Annotated in this window: 19 protein-coding genes and 1 tRNA gene; 5 read left to right on the forward strand and 15 right to left on the reverse strand. The window is 33.6% G+C overall.

All coding sequences use genetic code 11. The features are described from left to right. Positions 1-49: 49 nt before the first annotated feature. The 8 genes from RM519_RS09880 to RM519_RS09915 all read right to left on the reverse strand — a co-directional run bounded on the left by RM519_RS09880 (position 50) and on the right by RM519_RS09915 (position 4,909). Positions 50-607, reverse strand: coding sequence for a carboxymuconolactone decarboxylase family protein (locus tag RM519_RS09880; RefSeq protein ID WP_311593606.1), 558 nt, complete (start codon positions 605-607; stop codon positions 50-52). A gap of 214 nt (positions 608-821) precedes the next feature. Then, the gene (locus tag RM519_RS09885; RefSeq protein WP_311593608.1) at positions 822-1,667 is read right to left on the reverse strand and encodes a helix-turn-helix domain-containing protein; all 846 of its coding nucleotides are present in this window, start codon (positions 1,665-1,667) and stop codon (positions 822-824) included. A gap of 48 nt (positions 1,668-1,715) precedes the next feature. Continuing rightward, positions 1,716-2,123 carry an alternative ribosome rescue aminoacyl-tRNA hydrolase ArfB gene (arfB, locus tag RM519_RS09890; protein ID WP_311593610.1) on the reverse strand — a complete coding sequence of 136 codons (408 nt, stop codon included), beginning with the start codon at positions 2,121-2,123 and terminating at the stop codon, positions 1,716-1,718. Then, positions 2,123-2,719, reverse strand: coding sequence for an ATP-binding protein (locus tag RM519_RS09895; RefSeq protein WP_311593612.1), 597 nt, complete (start codon positions 2,717-2,719; stop codon positions 2,123-2,125). The genes arfB and RM519_RS09895 overlap by 1 nt, the downstream gene beginning before the upstream one ends. After that, positions 2,680-3,312 (reverse strand): nicotinamide riboside transporter PnuC, encoded by a 633-nt coding sequence (gene pnuC, locus RM519_RS09900; RefSeq protein ID WP_311593614.1) that lies wholly within the window; start codon positions 3,310-3,312, stop codon positions 2,680-2,682. The genes RM519_RS09895 and pnuC overlap by 40 nt, the downstream gene beginning before the upstream one ends. Continuing rightward, positions 3,296-3,556 carry a thiamine-binding protein gene (locus RM519_RS09905; protein WP_311593616.1) on the reverse strand — a complete coding sequence of 87 codons (261 nt, stop codon included), beginning with the start codon at positions 3,554-3,556 and terminating at the stop codon, positions 3,296-3,298. The genes pnuC and RM519_RS09905 overlap by 17 nt, the downstream gene beginning before the upstream one ends. 5 nt (positions 3,557-3,561) lie before the next feature. Continuing rightward, positions 3,562-4,287: a phosphoglycerol geranylgeranyltransferase gene (locus RM519_RS09910; RefSeq protein WP_311593617.1), complete on the reverse strand. Its 726-nt coding sequence runs from the start codon at positions 4,285-4,287 to the stop codon at positions 3,562-3,564. Between the two features lies 1 nt (position 4,288). Further along, the gene (locus RM519_RS09915; RefSeq protein ID WP_311593619.1) at positions 4,289-4,909 is read right to left on the reverse strand and encodes a 4'-phosphopantetheinyl transferase family protein; all 621 of its coding nucleotides are present in this window, start codon (positions 4,907-4,909) and stop codon (positions 4,289-4,291) included. A 49-nt stretch (positions 4,910-4,958) separates the two neighbouring features. Here RM519_RS09915 and ahcY point away from each other — a divergent pair, with 49 nt between their 5' ends. The 4 genes from ahcY to RM519_RS09935 all read left to right on the forward strand — a co-directional run bounded on the left by ahcY (position 4,959) and on the right by RM519_RS09935 (position 8,228). Then, positions 4,959-6,275: an adenosylhomocysteinase gene (ahcY, locus tag RM519_RS09920; protein ID WP_311593621.1), complete on the forward strand. Its 1,317-nt coding sequence runs from the start codon at positions 4,959-4,961 to the stop codon at positions 6,273-6,275. A 247-nt stretch (positions 6,276-6,522) separates the two neighbouring features. Beyond that, entirely contained in the window at positions 6,523-6,924 is a 402-nt protein-coding gene (locus RM519_RS09925) for a hypothetical protein (RefSeq protein WP_311593624.1), read from the forward strand. A 67-nt stretch (positions 6,925-6,991) separates the two neighbouring features. Beyond that, positions 6,992-7,068 (forward strand) — tRNA-Ala (locus tag RM519_RS09930). Positions 7,069-7,112: 44 nt separating this feature from the next. Further along, positions 7,113-8,228, forward strand: coding sequence for an alkaline phosphatase (locus tag RM519_RS09935; RefSeq protein ID WP_311593625.1), 1,116 nt, complete (start codon positions 7,113-7,115; stop codon positions 8,226-8,228). A 349-nt stretch (positions 8,229-8,577) separates the two neighbouring features. Here the strand turns inward: RM519_RS09935 and RM519_RS09940 are convergent, their stop codons facing one another. Continuing rightward, on the reverse strand, positions 8,578-8,838 hold the full coding sequence (locus RM519_RS09940; RefSeq protein WP_311593627.1) for a hypothetical protein: 261 nt from the start codon (positions 8,836-8,838) through the stop codon (positions 8,578-8,580). A gap of 203 nt (positions 8,839-9,041) precedes the next feature. Here RM519_RS09940 and RM519_RS09945 point away from each other — a divergent pair, with 203 nt between their 5' ends. Beyond that, positions 9,042-9,209 carry a hypothetical protein gene (locus tag RM519_RS09945; protein ID WP_311593628.1) on the forward strand — a complete coding sequence of 56 codons (168 nt, stop codon included), beginning with the start codon at positions 9,042-9,044 and terminating at the stop codon, positions 9,207-9,209. A 363-nt stretch (positions 9,210-9,572) separates the two neighbouring features. Here RM519_RS09945 and RM519_RS09950 read toward each other — a convergent pair whose 3' ends face one another. From RM519_RS09950 to RM519_RS09975, 6 genes are read right to left on the reverse strand one after another with little or no spacing between them, the layout of a single operon-like run. After that, positions 9,573-11,111: a YifB family Mg chelatase-like AAA ATPase gene (locus RM519_RS09950; protein ID WP_311593631.1), complete on the reverse strand. Its 1,539-nt coding sequence runs from the start codon at positions 11,109-11,111 to the stop codon at positions 9,573-9,575. Between the two features lie 48 nt (positions 11,112-11,159). Then, the gene (locus RM519_RS09955) at positions 11,160-12,185 is read right to left on the reverse strand and encodes a LacI family DNA-binding transcriptional regulator (protein ID WP_311593632.1); all 1,026 of its coding nucleotides are present in this window, start codon (positions 12,183-12,185) and stop codon (positions 11,160-11,162) included. 4 nt (positions 12,186-12,189) lie between these two features. Continuing rightward, positions 12,190-13,620: a Gfo/Idh/MocA family protein gene (locus RM519_RS09960; protein WP_311593634.1), complete on the reverse strand. Its 1,431-nt coding sequence runs from the start codon at positions 13,618-13,620 to the stop codon at positions 12,190-12,192. Between the two features lie 13 nt (positions 13,621-13,633). Then, positions 13,634-14,569 carry a hydroxypyruvate isomerase family protein gene (locus RM519_RS09965; RefSeq protein WP_311593686.1) on the reverse strand — a complete coding sequence of 312 codons (936 nt, stop codon included), beginning with the start codon at positions 14,567-14,569 and terminating at the stop codon, positions 13,634-13,636. Positions 14,570-14,580: 11 nt separating this feature from the next. Beyond that, positions 14,581-15,912, reverse strand: a complete 1,332-nt coding sequence (locus tag RM519_RS09970; RefSeq protein ID WP_311593636.1) for a Gfo/Idh/MocA family protein — start codon at positions 15,910-15,912, stop codon at positions 14,581-14,583. 14 nt (positions 15,913-15,926) lie between these two features. Beyond that, positions 15,927-16,772, reverse strand: a complete 846-nt coding sequence (locus RM519_RS09975) for a formylglycine-generating enzyme family protein (RefSeq protein WP_311593638.1) — start codon at positions 16,770-16,772, stop codon at positions 15,927-15,929. Positions 16,773-17,109 lie beyond the last annotated feature (337 nt).

Consider the following 17,109-nt stretch of genomic DNA (forward strand, 5'->3'; position numbering starts at 1 on the left):
GAGATGCCAAATTTAATGACATCTCTTATTAGGGGTGGGATTGAATTAATTAATTTAATACTGCAAATTTTCCAGCTTCAACTTTAGGAAAATCAATTTCCGTTTCTGCTAAATGATTTACGTAATTCGTTAAGGTATTCGAAACTACGTTTAGAACAATTTCTAGTGCATCGCCATCCGAATGTCCTGCTGCTTTAAAGTTATTAATAGTATCGGAAGTTACTTGTCCTCTTGTACGTGTAATTTCTTGAGCAAATTTTAATGCCGCTTGTACTTTAGTATCATCGGCTAATCCTTGTCTATTTTGTTCGGTTTGCTCGTCAGTTAATCCATTCATTTTTCCAATTGCAGTATGCGCAGATAGGCAATAGTTACAACTGTTTTCTTCGGCGATGGCCAAGGCCAATTGCTCTCTAAATTTGTTATTGAAGTTGCCTGAAGCCGTTAATTGACCTAAAGAAAGATAGGTTTCTAAAAGTGCAGGAGAATTACCCATAACCTTAATCAGGTTTGGAATAAAGCCTAACTTTTTTTGTACGGCGTTAAACAATTCTTTTGCTTTTCCGGTAGTTGTATCCGGGTTTAAAGTTTCAATTCTAGTACTCATAATTTTTGTTTTTAGTGTTTAATTAATTTTTAGGACAATTACATAAAATATTGTCTGGTTGTTTTTCATCGTATTGTTGATATCCCCAACAATTTGGGCATTGATTTTCTTGTACTACATGTTTCATAATTTTTACTATTAATTATTTACACTGCAAAGATGCGGTAGAATTGAAGGTGAAAAAATGGACAAAAGTTCCTTGTACTTGGACAAATTACTTTTTAACCTCTTTTTTGAATGAATTAGGGGATTGAGTCGTTGCTTTTGCGAAGAACCTAGAAAAATATGCAGGGTCGTTAAAACCTAAATTGTATGCAATTGTTTTGATTGAGTCATTAGAATAAAGTAATTGTCTTTTCGCCTCAAGAATTATTCTATTTTTAATGAATTGACTAGGAGAAGTGGTTCCAATTTTTTGAAAATGTTTTGTGAGTGATTTAGGCGAAAGCCCTAATCTAGATGCATATTCATTTACTGCATGAATTGATTTAAAATTCATTTCTACCAGGACACTAAAATCTTTAAATAATTTTGAGGCAACGTCCTCTTTTATTTGTGATTGCCCTTTTTTTATTCGAACAGATGATACTATAAATTGCTTTAAGTAAGATTGTAGCATATCATATTGTGCCGTTTCATTAAGTTGAAACTCCTCAATAAGGTTGTTTAAAATAAAATCTAGTTTTTTGATATCATTTGTTTCTGGAAGAACAAAAGGGGATTCATATATATTGTTGAAGAGCAATCCATTGCATGATACTTCCTTGTCATGAGTTTGGATACAATAGAAATCTTGTGCAAATGAAATTTTATAGGCTTCTTGTATTTTTTCTGAATCTACGGCAAAGACCTGACCAGGAGATAGAAAAAATAAGGTGTTATCTTCAAAATTGTATTTCTCAAAATCGATGTGATATTGTCCTTTCCCTTTTTTAATCCAAAAGATATTGTAACCACTAACTTGCTCGGGTTTATTTACAACGCATGCTTTTTCAAATTGAACGGAACTGACCGAGAAAATATTTTTAAACGAGTATGTAGATATATCTTGAACTGCCATTGTAGTTTCTTATCCGAAAATTGGTCGTAAAAAGAAAGAATTCATTTCTTATAAATCTTTTAATGGTTTTTTTCGATTTGATTTTTTGTCTGATTGCTTCTTTTTAGATTCCATTCTTTTTTTAACAACACTTCTAGGTACTTTAGTTGGTCTTCTAGTTTTTTGAACCTTTAATCCATTTTTTAGAATTTCTAGAAATCGAGAAATAACCAACTCTTTATTTCTATGCTGACTTCGAGTTTCGTCACAATTCAGAATTAAGATATAATCCGAATTTAGTTTTGATGAGATTGATTTTCGTAAGCGTTCTTTCTCTAGATCGGATAATCCTTTTGAAGTATTAAGATTAAAGAATAAAACAACTTTTGATGAAACTTTGTTTACATGTTGCCCTCCGGCACCACCGCTTCTAACTGCTTTAAAATTAAGCTCCGATACAATTTTTTCAATGTTCATTACAACGATGATGAGAATCGATCCAAATTTGACCTACTAGCTATAATCTTATCAATGGCAGTAACGGCCGTTTCAAGTCTAGTTTTTTTATCACCTTTTAATAATAAATGCGGTCGGTTGTATTGATTTAAGGCCGTTTCAAAGGCATTAAACATTTTTTCTCGTTCATGAGGTTTGTCTCGTAAGTCGTCCGCTTCCCAGGGAGTATCTATGTAAGTAAGTAGGTATAGATCATATTGATTTTCAATTGCGTATTTGTCTAAAGTCGGATCACATGTGCCTGCATAATACGCTTCCGAATATACCTTAGTTTCTAATAAATCAGTATCGCAAATAAGAACTCGGTCTGCTTTTTTAGACAATTTATTTTCTAATTTCATTTGCCCTTTGGCAATTGGAATTAAATCAGAAGTCTCACAAGTCTTTCTTTCATTATTCCATTTTTTTTGCAAATATTCTCTGGCATATTCTGGGGCCCAAACGGTATTATAATATACCGCAAGTTGGCGAGACAAAGTCGTTTTACCAGTAGATTCCGGTCCGAACAAGACTATTTTTACAATGTTTGCGGGTTTTTGTTTAAGTGTTTTTTCCATGCTAAATAACCAGAAATTGCTATAAATGTAAAGATTAAATATTGAAAACTAGTAAATGTAAAGCCTTTGTAAAAATACAACGGAGCCGAAATTATATCGCCAATGATCCAATAAATCCAGTTTTCAATTTTTCTTCGTGCCATTAACCACATTCCAACAAAGAAAATTGCCGTAGTTACCGTATCTACATAAGCAACCCAACTGGTCCATTTGTCAAAAGTTTCATAAACGAAATAGACAAAAATTAGCGTAGCAATAAAGATGGCTACCGATAATTTTTTTTCTTTTGATGTCGTTCTAGAAATGGGTGTTACGTGTGTAGAATCTACTTTTCGAGTCCAAATGTACCATCCATAAACACTCATTATGAAATAGTATCCATTAATCATCATGTCGCCTAAAAGTTCCCATTTAAACAGTAGGTAAACGAAAATAGAGGTGCTAATCATTCCGGTAGGGAAAACCCAAATTTTATTTTGTTTGGAATACCAAACAGATAAAAACCCGAAAATAACAGCAATAATTTCTAAAACAATATCAATGGTTTCATATCCGGAATACTGTCCGAATAGAAAATCAAAAATGTGGCTCATAGTTGCGTCTATCAGACTTTACAATTTTTAGTAATAAAATTCCTCTTTCTGTCATTTCCAAAGCCGCTTTACCTTCTTCATTTAAGACCTTCATTACGGTGTCAAAATCACCATATACTTGCGTACTTAATGGATTTTCCAAAACTTTTAGCCCACTTGCTCTTAGTTTCTTAATAAAGGCAATAATCGGCGTTTCGTAATCGTCTTGTAATGGAGTTAAAGTAAGTTCTACAGAAATATTCATTGTATTTATTTTAATGATTGTAAAATGTTTAAATTTTCTTCAAAGGCAGTGCCGATAACTACAACATCTGCACCGTTTTTATAGGCGTTTTCTAATTGTTCTTTTGTTCTGATACCACCTCCAACTATTAGCGGAATGTCTAATTGCATTGATACGGTTTTAATAATAATTACCTCCATGGGTTCCGTGGCGCCGCTACCAGCCTCCAAATATACCAAGTCTTTACCCATATATTGAGCCGCCAATGCCGTGTTTATTATTTTTTCGATTTCATTTTGAGGAATTGGGAGTGTTTTACTTACCCTTTGCACCGCTGTTTCTTTGCCTCCATCAATTAAAATATATCCGGTTGGAATAATTTCTAAAGTTGAGTTTTTTAAAAACGGAGCAGATTTAACCTGTTGATGTACCAAATATTCTGGGTTGTTTCCAGAGAGTAAAGAAAGAAAAAGAACCGCATCTCCTTCATCCGTAAGTTGGGTGTAATCTCCAGGAAATATTAAAACTGGAATATTAGAATATTTTTTAATTTCTTTAATACAATTATCTGTAATTCCTTTTTGAACAGTACTACCACCAACAAAAATAAGATCAACATTTTGATTGTTGATTTTATCAATAATTTCAGAGATTATTTCTAACTTTAATTTGTCGGGATCTAATAAAATGGCTAGCATTTTTTCACCCTTAACTTTGGAGCTTTTTATATGATTTAAAATTTGATTTTGCATTTTAATTCATTGCATATACCAAAGTGAAGTTTTCTATTTGCTCAAAAAAGATATCGTAGTTTTCGTAATAATTGTCTTTTTTAATCCAGCCTTTAGTCTTAGTGTCGGTTAGTTTAAATGACTCTATAGGCAAATGTTCTCTAAATAATAGGCCGCCGTCTGGATGAATTTTAAAAAGACTTTCCTTAGCGCCCCAAATTACGGTCAATTGCTCAATTAAATTCTCTTCAACTAAAAAATCATTTTCAGAATCGACAAATTTATGAGCAATACGCTTTATTTTTTCACGATTCATTTCCATATCTATCCCAACCTGTGTAGTACTTACAATAATTGCAGAAAAAGTATAAGAATGAGTAATAGAGATATGATTTCCATCTTTTAAATGAGGTTTTCCATCTGAAGTATAAAATAATTCATCATCAGAATATCCAGCCTCTTTTAAAAGATATCGAACACTTAAAAACCCACGTTGATGCAATTCAGATTTCATTTTTTCAATTCTAGAAATACTTCTTTCATTGAGGTGTATATTGTCTCTTAATTCATCAACAACCTCTTCTATTTTCCAGACATATACAATGGTATTTTCATTCGCTTGTATTGTTTTAAATAGAGGCATTATTATATCGTTGAGTTTTCGTAATTTTGCACCTCAAAAATATACAATTATGAGCACAGAGACATCAACTTACGTAAAATTTAAAGTAAAAGATATCGATCTTGCCGCATGGGGAAGAAAGGAAATTAAATTGGCGGAGGCTGAAATGCCTGGGTTAATGAGTTTAAGAGAAGAATATGGAGATTCTCAACCTTTAAAAGGTGCAAGAATTGCTGGTTGTTTGCACATGACAATTCAAACGGCTGTTTTGATTGAAACATTGCAAGCTCTTGGAGCGGAAGTTACTTGGAGTTCTTGTAACATATTCTCTACACAAGATCAGGCTGCTGCTGCAATTGCTGCTGCAGGAACTGCTGTGTATGCGTGGAAAGATATGACTGAAGAAGAATTTGATTGGTGTATTGAGCAAACTTTATTCTTTGGAGAAGATAAAAAACCATTAAATTTAATTTTAGATGATGGTGGAGATTTAACCAATATGGTGTTGGATAAATACCCGGAATTGGCTGCAGGAATTAATGGATTGTCTGAAGAAACAACAACAGGAGTTCATAGATTATACGATAGAGTAAAGGCTGGGACATTGCCTATGCCAGCAATTAATGTTAATGATTCGGTAACAAAGTCAAAATTCGATAATAAATACGGATGTAAGGAATCTGCAGTTGATGCGATTAGAAGAGCAACCGATATTATGTTGGCAGGAAAACGAGTAACTGTTTGTGGTTATGGAGATGTAGGTAAAGGAACGGCGGCTTCTTTTAAAGGTGCTGGAGCAATTGTTACAGTAACCGAAATTGATCCAATTTGTGCATTGCAAGCAGCAATGGATGGTTTTGAAGTGAAGCGTTTAGAATCGGTGGTTGGTAATTCTGATATTGTTATTACTACAACTGGAAATAAAGACATCATTCAAGGACGCCATTTTGAGTCTATGAAAGACAAAGTGATTGTTTGTAACATCGGTCATTTTGACAACGAAATTGACATGGCTTGGTTAAATGCGAATCATGGAAATACAAAGGACACAATTAAACCACAAGTTGATAGATATAATATTGATGGAAAAGACATCATTATCTTGGCAGAAGGTCGATTGGTAAACTTAGGTTGTGCAACAGGTCACCCAAGTTTTGTAATGTCTAATTCATTTACAAACCAAACATTGGCGCAATTGGAGTTATGGAATAATAGAGATGCTTATGAGAACGAAGTATATATGTTACCTAAGCATTTAGATGAAAAAGTTGCAAAATTACACTTGGCTAAAATAGGCGTTGAGTTAACGGAATTACGTGAAGACCAAGCTGCTTATATTGGGGTAACTGTAGAAGGGCCATTTAAACCGGAACATTACAGATACTAATCTGTAAAGAATAAATTATTTAAAAAAGGCTCTCAGTTTTGAGGGCCTTTTTAAATTCCCTCACATTTCGATATTCTTGTTTGCTAATTGAAATTGTTTTTTAAATAATTAAAATTAAGAAGGTGATATATATTAATATTTTGTACCTATGTTGATTGTACTGTATTATTTTCAACTTAGCATCTAATTTCATGTATTTTTCATAATGAGAAATATTATTTATTAACCAACTAAACCAAACTAATCGATGAAAAAACTTTTTCTATGCTGTTTACTATTTATTTTTTCCATTCAAGGCGTATTAGGTCAAAAAACAGAATTAAATTCCGATAATACTCCTCAAGAACTTGAAGAGTATTATACTATGATGCATAAAAAGAAGAGGAAAACGGGTAATATACTTTTGATAAGCGGAGTTAGCGTACTTGCAGTTGGAGGAGTTTTAAGTGTTACTACTGCACTAGAGGCTGGTTTAATTGCTGCTCCTTTAGGAGCAATATCATGTCTTGCGAGTATTCCATTTTATGTTAAGAGTAAATCATACAAAAGAAAGGCTAGGAAAGTCTCCTCATCTTTTAATGTTTCTATCGGAACTGTAAATTTGCCTGATAGTAAAAAGATGTCTCTAGGACTAAGTTACAATTTTTAAAAACGTTTATTCCAGATTGTTGTTTTTAGAATTTGATTTTTAGATATTTGAAACTTATAATTTTTTTGGGGATGTAGCTCAGCTGGCTAGAGCGTTTGACTGGCAGTCAAGAGGTCGTGGGTTCGACTCCCATCTTCTCCACCAAGTATGTTTTCCTTTTAAGGAGGATTTAATAATAAAGTATTCAGATGAATTTAAAAAAGTACGTAATTGCGCTATTAGCACTGACTTTAGCAGGGTGTAATGTTGAAGATAAAGGAAAGGAAGTAAAGAATAAGACTCCAAAAAATGTGATTCTGTTAATAAGTGACGGAACAGGATTGTCTCAGATTTCATCGGCTTTTTTCTTCAAGGATACGGAACCAAATTATAAGCGATTTGAGCATATTGGTCTAATAAACACTTCTTCTTCTCGTCAAGATGTTACAGATTCAGCCGCAGGTGCTACCGCTTTTGCAAGTGGTGTAAAGACGTATAATGGCGCTATTGGGGTTGCAGATGATACGACAACAGTAAAAAATATAGTAGAGATTGTTTCAAAGAAGAATATTAATACGGGATTGATTGCAACCTCTTCAATTACCCATGCAACACCAGCTAGTTTCTTTGCGCATGTAGAGGAAAGAGGGATGGCAGAAGCTATAGCTGAGCAAATGGCAGCATCTGGAGTAGATTATTTTGCTGGAGGAGGATTAAAATATTTTAATAAGCGAAAAGATAACCGCAATTTGTTAGAGGAATTGAAGCAGCAAGACTTTACGGTTGATACTATAAGCCTGAAAGATTTTTCTGCAATCAAAAACAATAAGAAAGTCGGATATTTATTAGCCGATAAGGCCATGTTAAAAATACAAGATGGAAGAGGAGATTTTCTTTCAGATGCTACGAATCAAGCAATTCAATTTTTAAGTCAAGATAATTCGAACTTTTTTATGATGTCAGAAGGATCTCAAATTGATTGGGGTGGGCACGATAATGATGCTCCCTATTTAATTTCGGAATTAATCGATTTTGACAATACTATAGGAAAGGTATTGGATTTTGCAGAGAAAGATGGTAATACGCTGGTTGTTGTCACTTCTGACCATGAAACAGGAGGATTTACCTTAAGATCAAGCCAAAAAGAAGGTGATAATGGAAAAATGCATAGTGATTATACAAAAGTTGGAACTTCATTTTCTACAGGAGGACATTCAGCAACTTTAATCCCGGTTTTTGCTTATGGACCAGGCTCAGAAGAATTTATTGGTGTTTATGAGAACAATGATATTTTTCATAAAATTTTAAAGGTTACAGGTTGGTAGTATTGAAATAGTTTCCAATTCGATTTTAAAAATTAATATTTTAACTAAATAGAAAAGCAACGCAAATGCGTTGCTTTTTTTATTGTCGACTTGAGTGTTAGTCGTTAAAATATAGATTTTAACCCTACCACAAATACGGTTGCTAATACTGTAGAAATGGAAGTAATTCCCAACCATGTTACTACGAATACGATTCTGTCTATTATATAATTTCTTGTTTTCATGACCTGTGTTATTTGATTTCACATCAAAAGTAGGTCTAAGAATAAGGCGTAAAAATATATATAAGGTGAATCGCCTTAATTTAAAAGTGAAGTGTTTTTAAAAATGGATGAAATGAACTTAATTTTTACTTAACGGCAAAATAACTATCCAGAAGTCCATCAATAGTTAATTTTAAGTCGTTAATATTTACACCATCATTTCTAAAAATTGTAATGTTTTTATCCACCCTATTTCTGCTCAAACTATCTTGTATTTCTACGAATTTAATACCTCCAACTTTGTCTAACATGTTTTTTATGTCAGCATAAATAGTAATATCTTTTACGTAAATTTTTATAGTCTGCTCCTTAGGTGAATTTCTAATTTCTGTTCTAAAAGGTAACATGACAATAGTATTTTATAGATGAATAGTTTTCTGTACTATTGATCTGCCTAAATATACTAATTACCTCTGATTATCGCAAATGTTTGCTTTTCAAAAGTTTAACAGTTTCTTTAACTTGAGATTAACAGATTATTAACGCCTAAGGTAAAATTTTCATTTTAATATTGTTGTATCAAACAGCCATTATTAAAGTTTAACTAACTATGAAAACCACAAGAAATTATCTATTCAATCCGGTTATTTTTGCCTTGCTTGCTTTGTCCACTTTAATGGGGTTTGCTCAGGATAAAGGTAATAATGCACAAGAATTTTCTAATTCTGAGGTTATACAAGTTTCAACTTTAAATGATATTTCGCCGAATAGAAAGTGAACTATAATGTATTCTTTATAAGATTTAGTTGCTATGTAAAAGAAATGGTTGATTATTTATGAAAAAGCAGTTTCAAGCAATTTGTTTGAACTGCTTTTTTTAATTAGTTATATTAATAATTTTTCATATTTATTATTTTAGTTGTTGTAAAGTCTCTTTTATTGGTCAGATGTTGTTTGTCGATTAAATTAAGTTCTTTATCCTATCTTTTTGTGGAGGTCTTATTTTTTGATCAAATTTGAAATGAATTAATTTAGAAGTTAACAGGTTTCAGTGGTTTAGTTTCCAGTTTTTAAATTCAAAAATAGTTTGTTTTCGTAAAATTCAGTTTAAAAAGTTTTTCCATTTTGGAAAAACTTTTTTCTATCCCAACCATCCTTCTCTGTCTAAACTCCTGTATTGAATGGCTTCAGCAATATGATCCGGATTTATATTTAAAACTTCTTCTAGATCTGCAATGGTTCTAGCTACTTTTAAAATTCTGTCATAAGCTCTTGCGGATAAATTTAATTTGTCCATTGCGTTTTTCAATAATGTTTTCGACTTTTCATTTAAAACGCAATACTGTCTAATTTGTTTAACGCTCATCTGTGCATTGTAATGAACATTATCTATTTCATTAAAACGTTTAGATTGAAACTCTCTAGCTGTGGTTACACGCTTTCTTATTTCCGAACTCGGTTCTCCTCTTCGTTCTTCAGTAAGTTTTTCAAAAGGAACTGGTTGCACTTCAATATGGATGTCAATTCGATCTAATAAAGGTCCAGAAATTTTGCTCAAATATCGTTGCATTTCATGTGCTGAAGTCGAAATAGCCTGGGCGTCATCAGGAAAATACCCGCTTGGAGATGGGTTCATGCTTGCAACTAGCATAAAGCTACTAGGGTAAGTTACGGTAAATTTTGCTCTAGAAATAGTTACTTCTCTGTCTTCTAAAGGCTGCCGCATTACTTCTAATACATCACGTTTAAACTCTGGTAATTCATCTAAAAATAATACACCGTTGTGGGATAGAGAGATTTCACCAGGTTGGGGATAGCTTCCTCCACCAACGAGTGCAACATTCGAAATTGTATGATGTGGACTTCGAAAAGGGCGTTGATTCATTAATCCACTATGTTCTTTTATGCGACCTACAACAGAATGAATTTTTGTAGTTTCTAAAGCCTCATTCAAAGTCATAGGAGGTAAAATAGTTGGTAGCCTCTTGGCAAGCATGGTTTTTCCACTACCCGGTGGTCCTATTAAAATGATATTATGTCCGCCGGCAGCGGCAATTTCCATACAGCGTTTTATGGATTCTTGACCCTTAACATCTGCAAAATCAAATTCTGGATTTTGCATGTTATTATAAAACTCCTTACGAGTATCTATCATCAAGGGTTTTAAGTTAGATGTACCTTCAAAATAATCAATTACTTCTTGAATATTATCGACTCCATAAACATCTAATCCGTTAACAATAGCAGCTTCTTTTACATTTTGTTTTGGAAGAATGAAACCCTTAAATCCTTCTTCTCTAGCTTTAATAGCAATAGGTAATGCACCTTTAATAGGTTGTAGACTTCCGTCTAGAGATAGTTCACCCATTATAATATACTCATGAATGTTTCCTCCTTTTATTTGATTTGAAGCGGTAAGTATGCCAAGTGCCAAAGTTAAGTCATAGGCACTACCTTCTTTTCGCATATCGGCGGGTGCCATGTTAAGCGTAATTTTTTTACCAGGTAGTCGATAACCATTGTTATTTAATGCTGCAGAAATTCGATAGGAACTTTCTTTTATGGCGTTGTCAGGTAGTCCTACAAGATGATATCCAATCCCTTTGTCTATATTTACTTCAACGGTAATAGTGGTGGCTTCAACACCGAATACGGCGCTGCCAAATACTTTGACGAGCATATTTTTTTCTATAAATATAGAAAAAAATGGATTGATAAGTGGCTGAAATTAAGTTGATTCTCGTATCTCGAGAGAAGTAGGAATAACCAATCGTTGAATTTCTATTTGTTGTCTTTCCTTTTTTAAGGCAATTTCTTTAAGCAGCAATTCCACAGATTTTTCTCCCATTTCATAGCCTGGTTGGTTAACTGTAGAAAGAGAAGGAGTTACAATGGAAGACATAAACCAGTTACTAAATCCAAAAATGGCGATATCCTCTGGAATTTTAATTTCATTCGAGTTAAAGTATTTGCTTGCCCCAACCGCCATTAAATCAGTAACGGTAAACAGTGCGTCTACTTTGCTCTTACTATGGTCTGATACAATCTTTTCGGCATATTTCATCCCGTTTTCATATTCATCATCGCTGTCTGTTATGTAAACAATCGATTCGTCATATTTAATTCTAAATTCGCTCAATGCTTCTTTGTAGCCTAAAAACCGATTGTTAAAATTTTGTGCAGTTAACGAGCCTCCTAGAAAAGCAATTCTTTTATAACCTTTTCTAATTAAGTAAGATACTGCATCGTAGGCAGCTTGTTTATCGTCAATAATAACTTTAGAACAATTAATATTTTTCGATACTTTATCGTACATAACTAAAGGTATTCCTCTAGTTTGCACTCTTTTAATATGTTCAAAACTCGTAGTATGCGCTGTTAACGACATCAAAATACCGTCTACTTGTTGTTGAATAAGCAAGTTGATTTGTTTTTGCTCTAATTCAAATTTTTCGTTACTCTGAAGTAAGATAACCATGTAACCATTCTGTTCCGCAATATTTATGATACCCCCAATAACATTCGAAAAGAAGTGGTGTACAATTTCTGGAACGATTACTCCTATTGTTTTGGTATGTTGTGTTCTTAAATTGGAAGCAACAATATTTGGAGAGAAATTTAATTTATCAGCAAGTTCAACAACCGCTTTTTTGGTTTTTTCGCTCACATCTGGATAACCTTTAAGTGCTTTTGAAACCGTACTAACGGAAATATTTAATTCATACGCTAAATCTTGTAAGGTTATTCTTGACATATTTTTAAATTTCTAGTTTCCAGCCCTCTCTATATTTTCTGCTAACAAACTTGTTAGCTTCGTTAAAGTTAGTGACTCTTAGATTTTCCCTATCCCAAAGTAATTTTTTACGACCGTTAAATTTATTTCCAGTTTTTTCCAAATAACTTCTAATAGCTAAGTTACCAATTAATAATGACTCTGTCAACGGTCCGGCATAATCAAAAGAAGAGGTCAATGATTTATGCTCCTTACTTCCAAACCCAGCTTTACAGGCTTCAGTCCAAAATATCTGATGTCCACTTTCAGGTAGTTTGTTGTTAAACAGTCTTTTACTACTTGTTAATAATTCACCTGAATTCAAATAAACTTTCGGTTCTTGCCCATAAGTTCCACAGGTCATAATTCCTTTTTCTCCAATCATTAATACTCCATTAGAGCTATCTTTATTTCCTATGGAGTGATCCGCTGGAATTAAATCAGGATGAAATGGTCTAATACCACCATCGGACCAAGTGAGTTTCACATCAACTGGATTCTTTTTTGTTGCCTTAAATTTTAATTGTGTTCTAGAAGAAGGAGGACAAGAATCTGGGAGATAATCTGCTGTCCAATCACTAGAGAACACTGCTCCAACACTACTTTCAACTTCAGTTGGATGTCCTAACCCTAACACTCTAAATGGAGGGTCTATTAAATGACATCCCATATCGCCTAAAGCACCAGTTCCAAAATTCCACCAGCCTCGCCATTTAAATGGATGATACAACGGATGATAATCTACCATTTTGGCTGGGCCAACCCAAACATCCCAAGCCAATCCGTCAATCATTTTTGGTTTGTCTAAAGGTGATTTAATACCTTGAGGCCATACAGGTCTGTTGGTCCAAACTTCAACAGTATTTACTTTGCCAATAACACCTTGATCAAACCATTTTATCAATTGTTTGGTTCCGTCGCTAGAAGCTCCTTGGTTTCCCATTTGAGTAACCGATTTGTATTTGTTTGCGGCCTCCGTTAATACACGAGCCTCATGGATATTATGTGTTAGTGGCTTTTGAACATAAACATGCTTGCCCAATTGCATGGCTGTTAATGTAATAATGGCGTGTGTATGATCAGGAGTAGAAACAGTAACAGCGTCAATATCCTGAACTTCATCAAATAACCTTCTATAATCTCTGAATTTTTTTGCCTTAGGAAATTTATTCATAAGGTCTTTAGACATGTTCCAATCTACATCACAAATAGCCGAAATATGAGAAGCGCCTTTGTTCCATGCATTCATGGCATCACTTCTTCCTTTTCCACCTCCACCAATTACTGCAATATTTAATTTATCACTTGGAGCTGTAAATCCCTTGCCTAAAACATGTCTAGGAACAATAGATATTCCGGTTGCAACCACAGCAGATTTTTTAAGAAAACTTCTTCTGCTATTGTTTACTGTACTCATATCCTGTTTATTTCTATAAAAATTTATCTGATTCTTGATAGGCTTTAATTACTGCTATTTCGCCATCTTTTCCATTAACAGAGTTGCCATGCTCCATTCCTAAAATTCCGTCAAAACCTCTAGAATGGATATATTTAAATACATTTTTGTAATTAATTTCTCCTGATGTTGGCTCGTTCCTACCAGGATTATCTCCTATTTGAAAATATCCAATTTCATCCCAGCACGCTTCAATATTAGGGATCAAATTACCTTCTTGAATTTGTTGATGATAAATATCGAATAATATTTTACAAGACGGACTATTTACAGCTTTACATATTTGAAATGCCTGTGGGCTTTCTGATAAAAATAAACCCGGGTGATTTCTAAAATTTAATGGTTCTAATACCATTGTTAAATTCTCCTTTTCTAGGATTTCAGAAGCATATTTTAAAGAGTCAACTACGTTAGCAGTTTGATACGCCATATTTAACCTTAAATCTACATGGCCAGGTACAACTGTCATCCATTTTGCATTTACGCGTTTAGCTACAGCCACAGACTCTTCAATTTGAGATAAAAATTCTTTCCTGAATTCTTCTTTGCCACTGGCTAAATTTGGCTCTTTCCAATAAATTTTATGCGCAACAAAAACACCCATTTCTATGTTTCTGTTAGACATGATTTTAGCCATTTTTTCTTGAGTTTCAATACTTCGACCTTTCATGCCATTATCTTCAAAAGCAGTAAAACCTTGATCAGCCATAAAATTAAGTTGGTCAATCGGGTCTTTACCCGCATGGTTTTGAAACATACCTAAATGTGGAGCGTAATTTAAATTGTAATTATACTTGTCTACAATTATCGTTTCTTCTTTTTTAGCATTCATGGCGCTAAGTCCAAAGGCACCCGAACTAAGAACAGCTGCTGCAGTTGTCCCTTTTTTTAAAAATGATCTTCTTTCCATCATAAATAAAATTAAGAGTTAATAATTGCTGTGCTTCCTGGAACAGGGGTAGGATAATTTCCATTTGCATCCAATACTACTGGTGGTATAGCATCAAATGTAAGTAAATCTTCATCTGGAACTAGTTTATGTTCAGAATTCATGGCTTCTTCCCAAGTAACAGATTTGCCCGTATAAGTAGCCATTCTACCTAAAATTGCGGTCATTGTACTTTTTGCTCCATATTCAGCATTGTTTATATATTCACCGTTACCTCTTATGGCAGCAAATAGTTCGTCATGCTCTACTTGATAGGGGTTTTTATCATTCTCACCGTCATGTTTGTACCTGGTATTTCCAGAATAAGTTTTTAAATTTCCATTTCCACCTCCATCAGAATAAGTAGTTCCATGGGTTCCTTGAAATGTCTCAGAAACTCTATTCATACAACCTTGCTGATGTCTACATTGGCTTGATATTACTGCCCCACTTGGATATTCAAATTCTACAAAATGATGATCGAAGATTTGCCCATGATCTTTCCCTTTTCTAGTTTCTCTACCACCCATACCTTGAGCTTTTACAGGGTATTCTCCCAAGAACCAGTTTGCAACATCTATATTGTGAATATGTTGCTCTAAAATATGATCACCACAAATCCAGTTAAAATAATACCAATTTCTCATTTGATATTCCATTTCTGTCATGCCTTCTTTTCTAGGTCTTACCCAAACACCACTACTATTCCAATATACCTGACCTGAAACAATATTCCCAATTTCTCCTGCTTTAACCTTGTCGTAAATTGCGCGGTAGTTGCTTTGGTAGTGTCTTTGAAGACCTACTACCACATTTAACTTTTTGCTTTCTGCTTCTCTTGCTGTTTTTAAAACTTTTTTGATTCCTGCAACGTCAGTAGCTACAGGTTTTTCCATAAATACATGTTTGTTTTGAGCAACTGCATATTCAAAATGTTGAGGTCTGAATCCAGGAGGGGTTGTTAAAATAACGACATCAGCTTCGTCAATTGCCTTTTTGTATGAGCCAAAACCAACGAATTTTGTTTCTGGATTAACCTTAATTCTATCTACTGAAAACATTTTCAATAAGTTTTTTAAAGAACCTTCTAAACGATCCTCAAAAGCGTCTGCCATAGCAACTAATTCCACATTTGCATCGGCTTTTAATGCTTGACTTACAGCCCCAGTGCCTCTTCCACCACAACCAACAACGGCTAGTTTTAGTTTTTTGTCTGATTTAAATGTTGGTGAAGCTGATAAAAGTGAAGGTGTCAAAATGATTCCACTTGTTAATAGGCTAGAGCCTTTAACAAAATTGCGACGAGATAAAATGTTTTTGTTCATGATGTAAATAGTTATTAATTAAGTCCAAAATCTTCAATGGCATTGAGCCAGTATTTTTTAATTTCTTCTGCAGTTGGTTGTTTTTTTGGTCTTACAACTCTAAAGCCAACGAATTCTGCATTTGTGTGCCACCATTCGCTTTTCGGAATTTGTGGATCTCTTCTTTTCCATTTCGATTTTGATGCACCTCTATAGGTGCAACAAATCTTGTCTTTCGTATCTTTCCAAGACCCACCTCTTACAACACGTGGGTATAATTCTATAGGAGTGTTTATAGGGTTTGTTGAAGGGGATTTTTTATAAAATTCAGGGTCGTATTGGTCAAAAACCCATTCAGACACATTTCCAAGCATATCGTAAATACCTAGATTGTTTGGAGTTTTTTTTCCTACACGTTCATATTTGTCATTAGTGTTTTCATTATACCAAGCAATGGTGTCAATAGTGTTGTTAGATGCATCTGTTTTTCCAATTTTACAAACGTATTCCCATTCAGCTTCTGTTGGTAGTCTGTAAAAAATGCCTGTTTTTGCAGTAAGCCATTTGCAATACATAAGGGCAGCGTAATGGGTCATGTTAATAGCAGGGTGATCTTCTTTACCCATTCCAAAACTCATTTCTACATATGGTGTTGTTGCTCCACTTACTCCATCAATTCCAAATTCACTTAATAGGTTATTATTTTTAAATTCCTTCGACTCAAAAGACCCAAAAACAAAAGCATCATATTGCTCCCAAGTAATTTCGTACTTACCTATCCAAAAGTCATCTACCGTTATTTTATGTTTAGGTTTTTCGTTGGATTTTCGATTTTCATCATTAGTTCCCATATTAAATGGCCCTCCATTTACTGCGATCATTTCAACAAGGAAAGTTTCATTTAAAATTTTTTGCGAATAGTTTTTAAAGGTCTGAGCATTTAAATGACTATAAAAACTAAAAATTATAGTGTAAACAAGAATTTTTTTTATGGAATGCATTGTGTTTTTTATCGGTTAAAAAAAAGGTTCATTTTCTTAGATTGTATTGAGAATCTGATGTCTATCTTTTGAAAACGCTCAAATGTATGAAAATGATCTTTTGAATTATTGAAAATAATATAGAAAATTGAACGGAAACGAGCGAATTTTATAATTGATTGTAAAGGTCTGAATTTATTAAGAAATTGGCAAAATTTTCGAAAAACAGCATAATATG

This window comes from Urechidicola vernalis (genome assembly GCF_031846385.1).
GTDB classification, from domain to species: Bacteria; Bacteroidota; Bacteroidia; order Flavobacteriales; family Flavobacteriaceae; genus Urechidicola; species Urechidicola vernalis.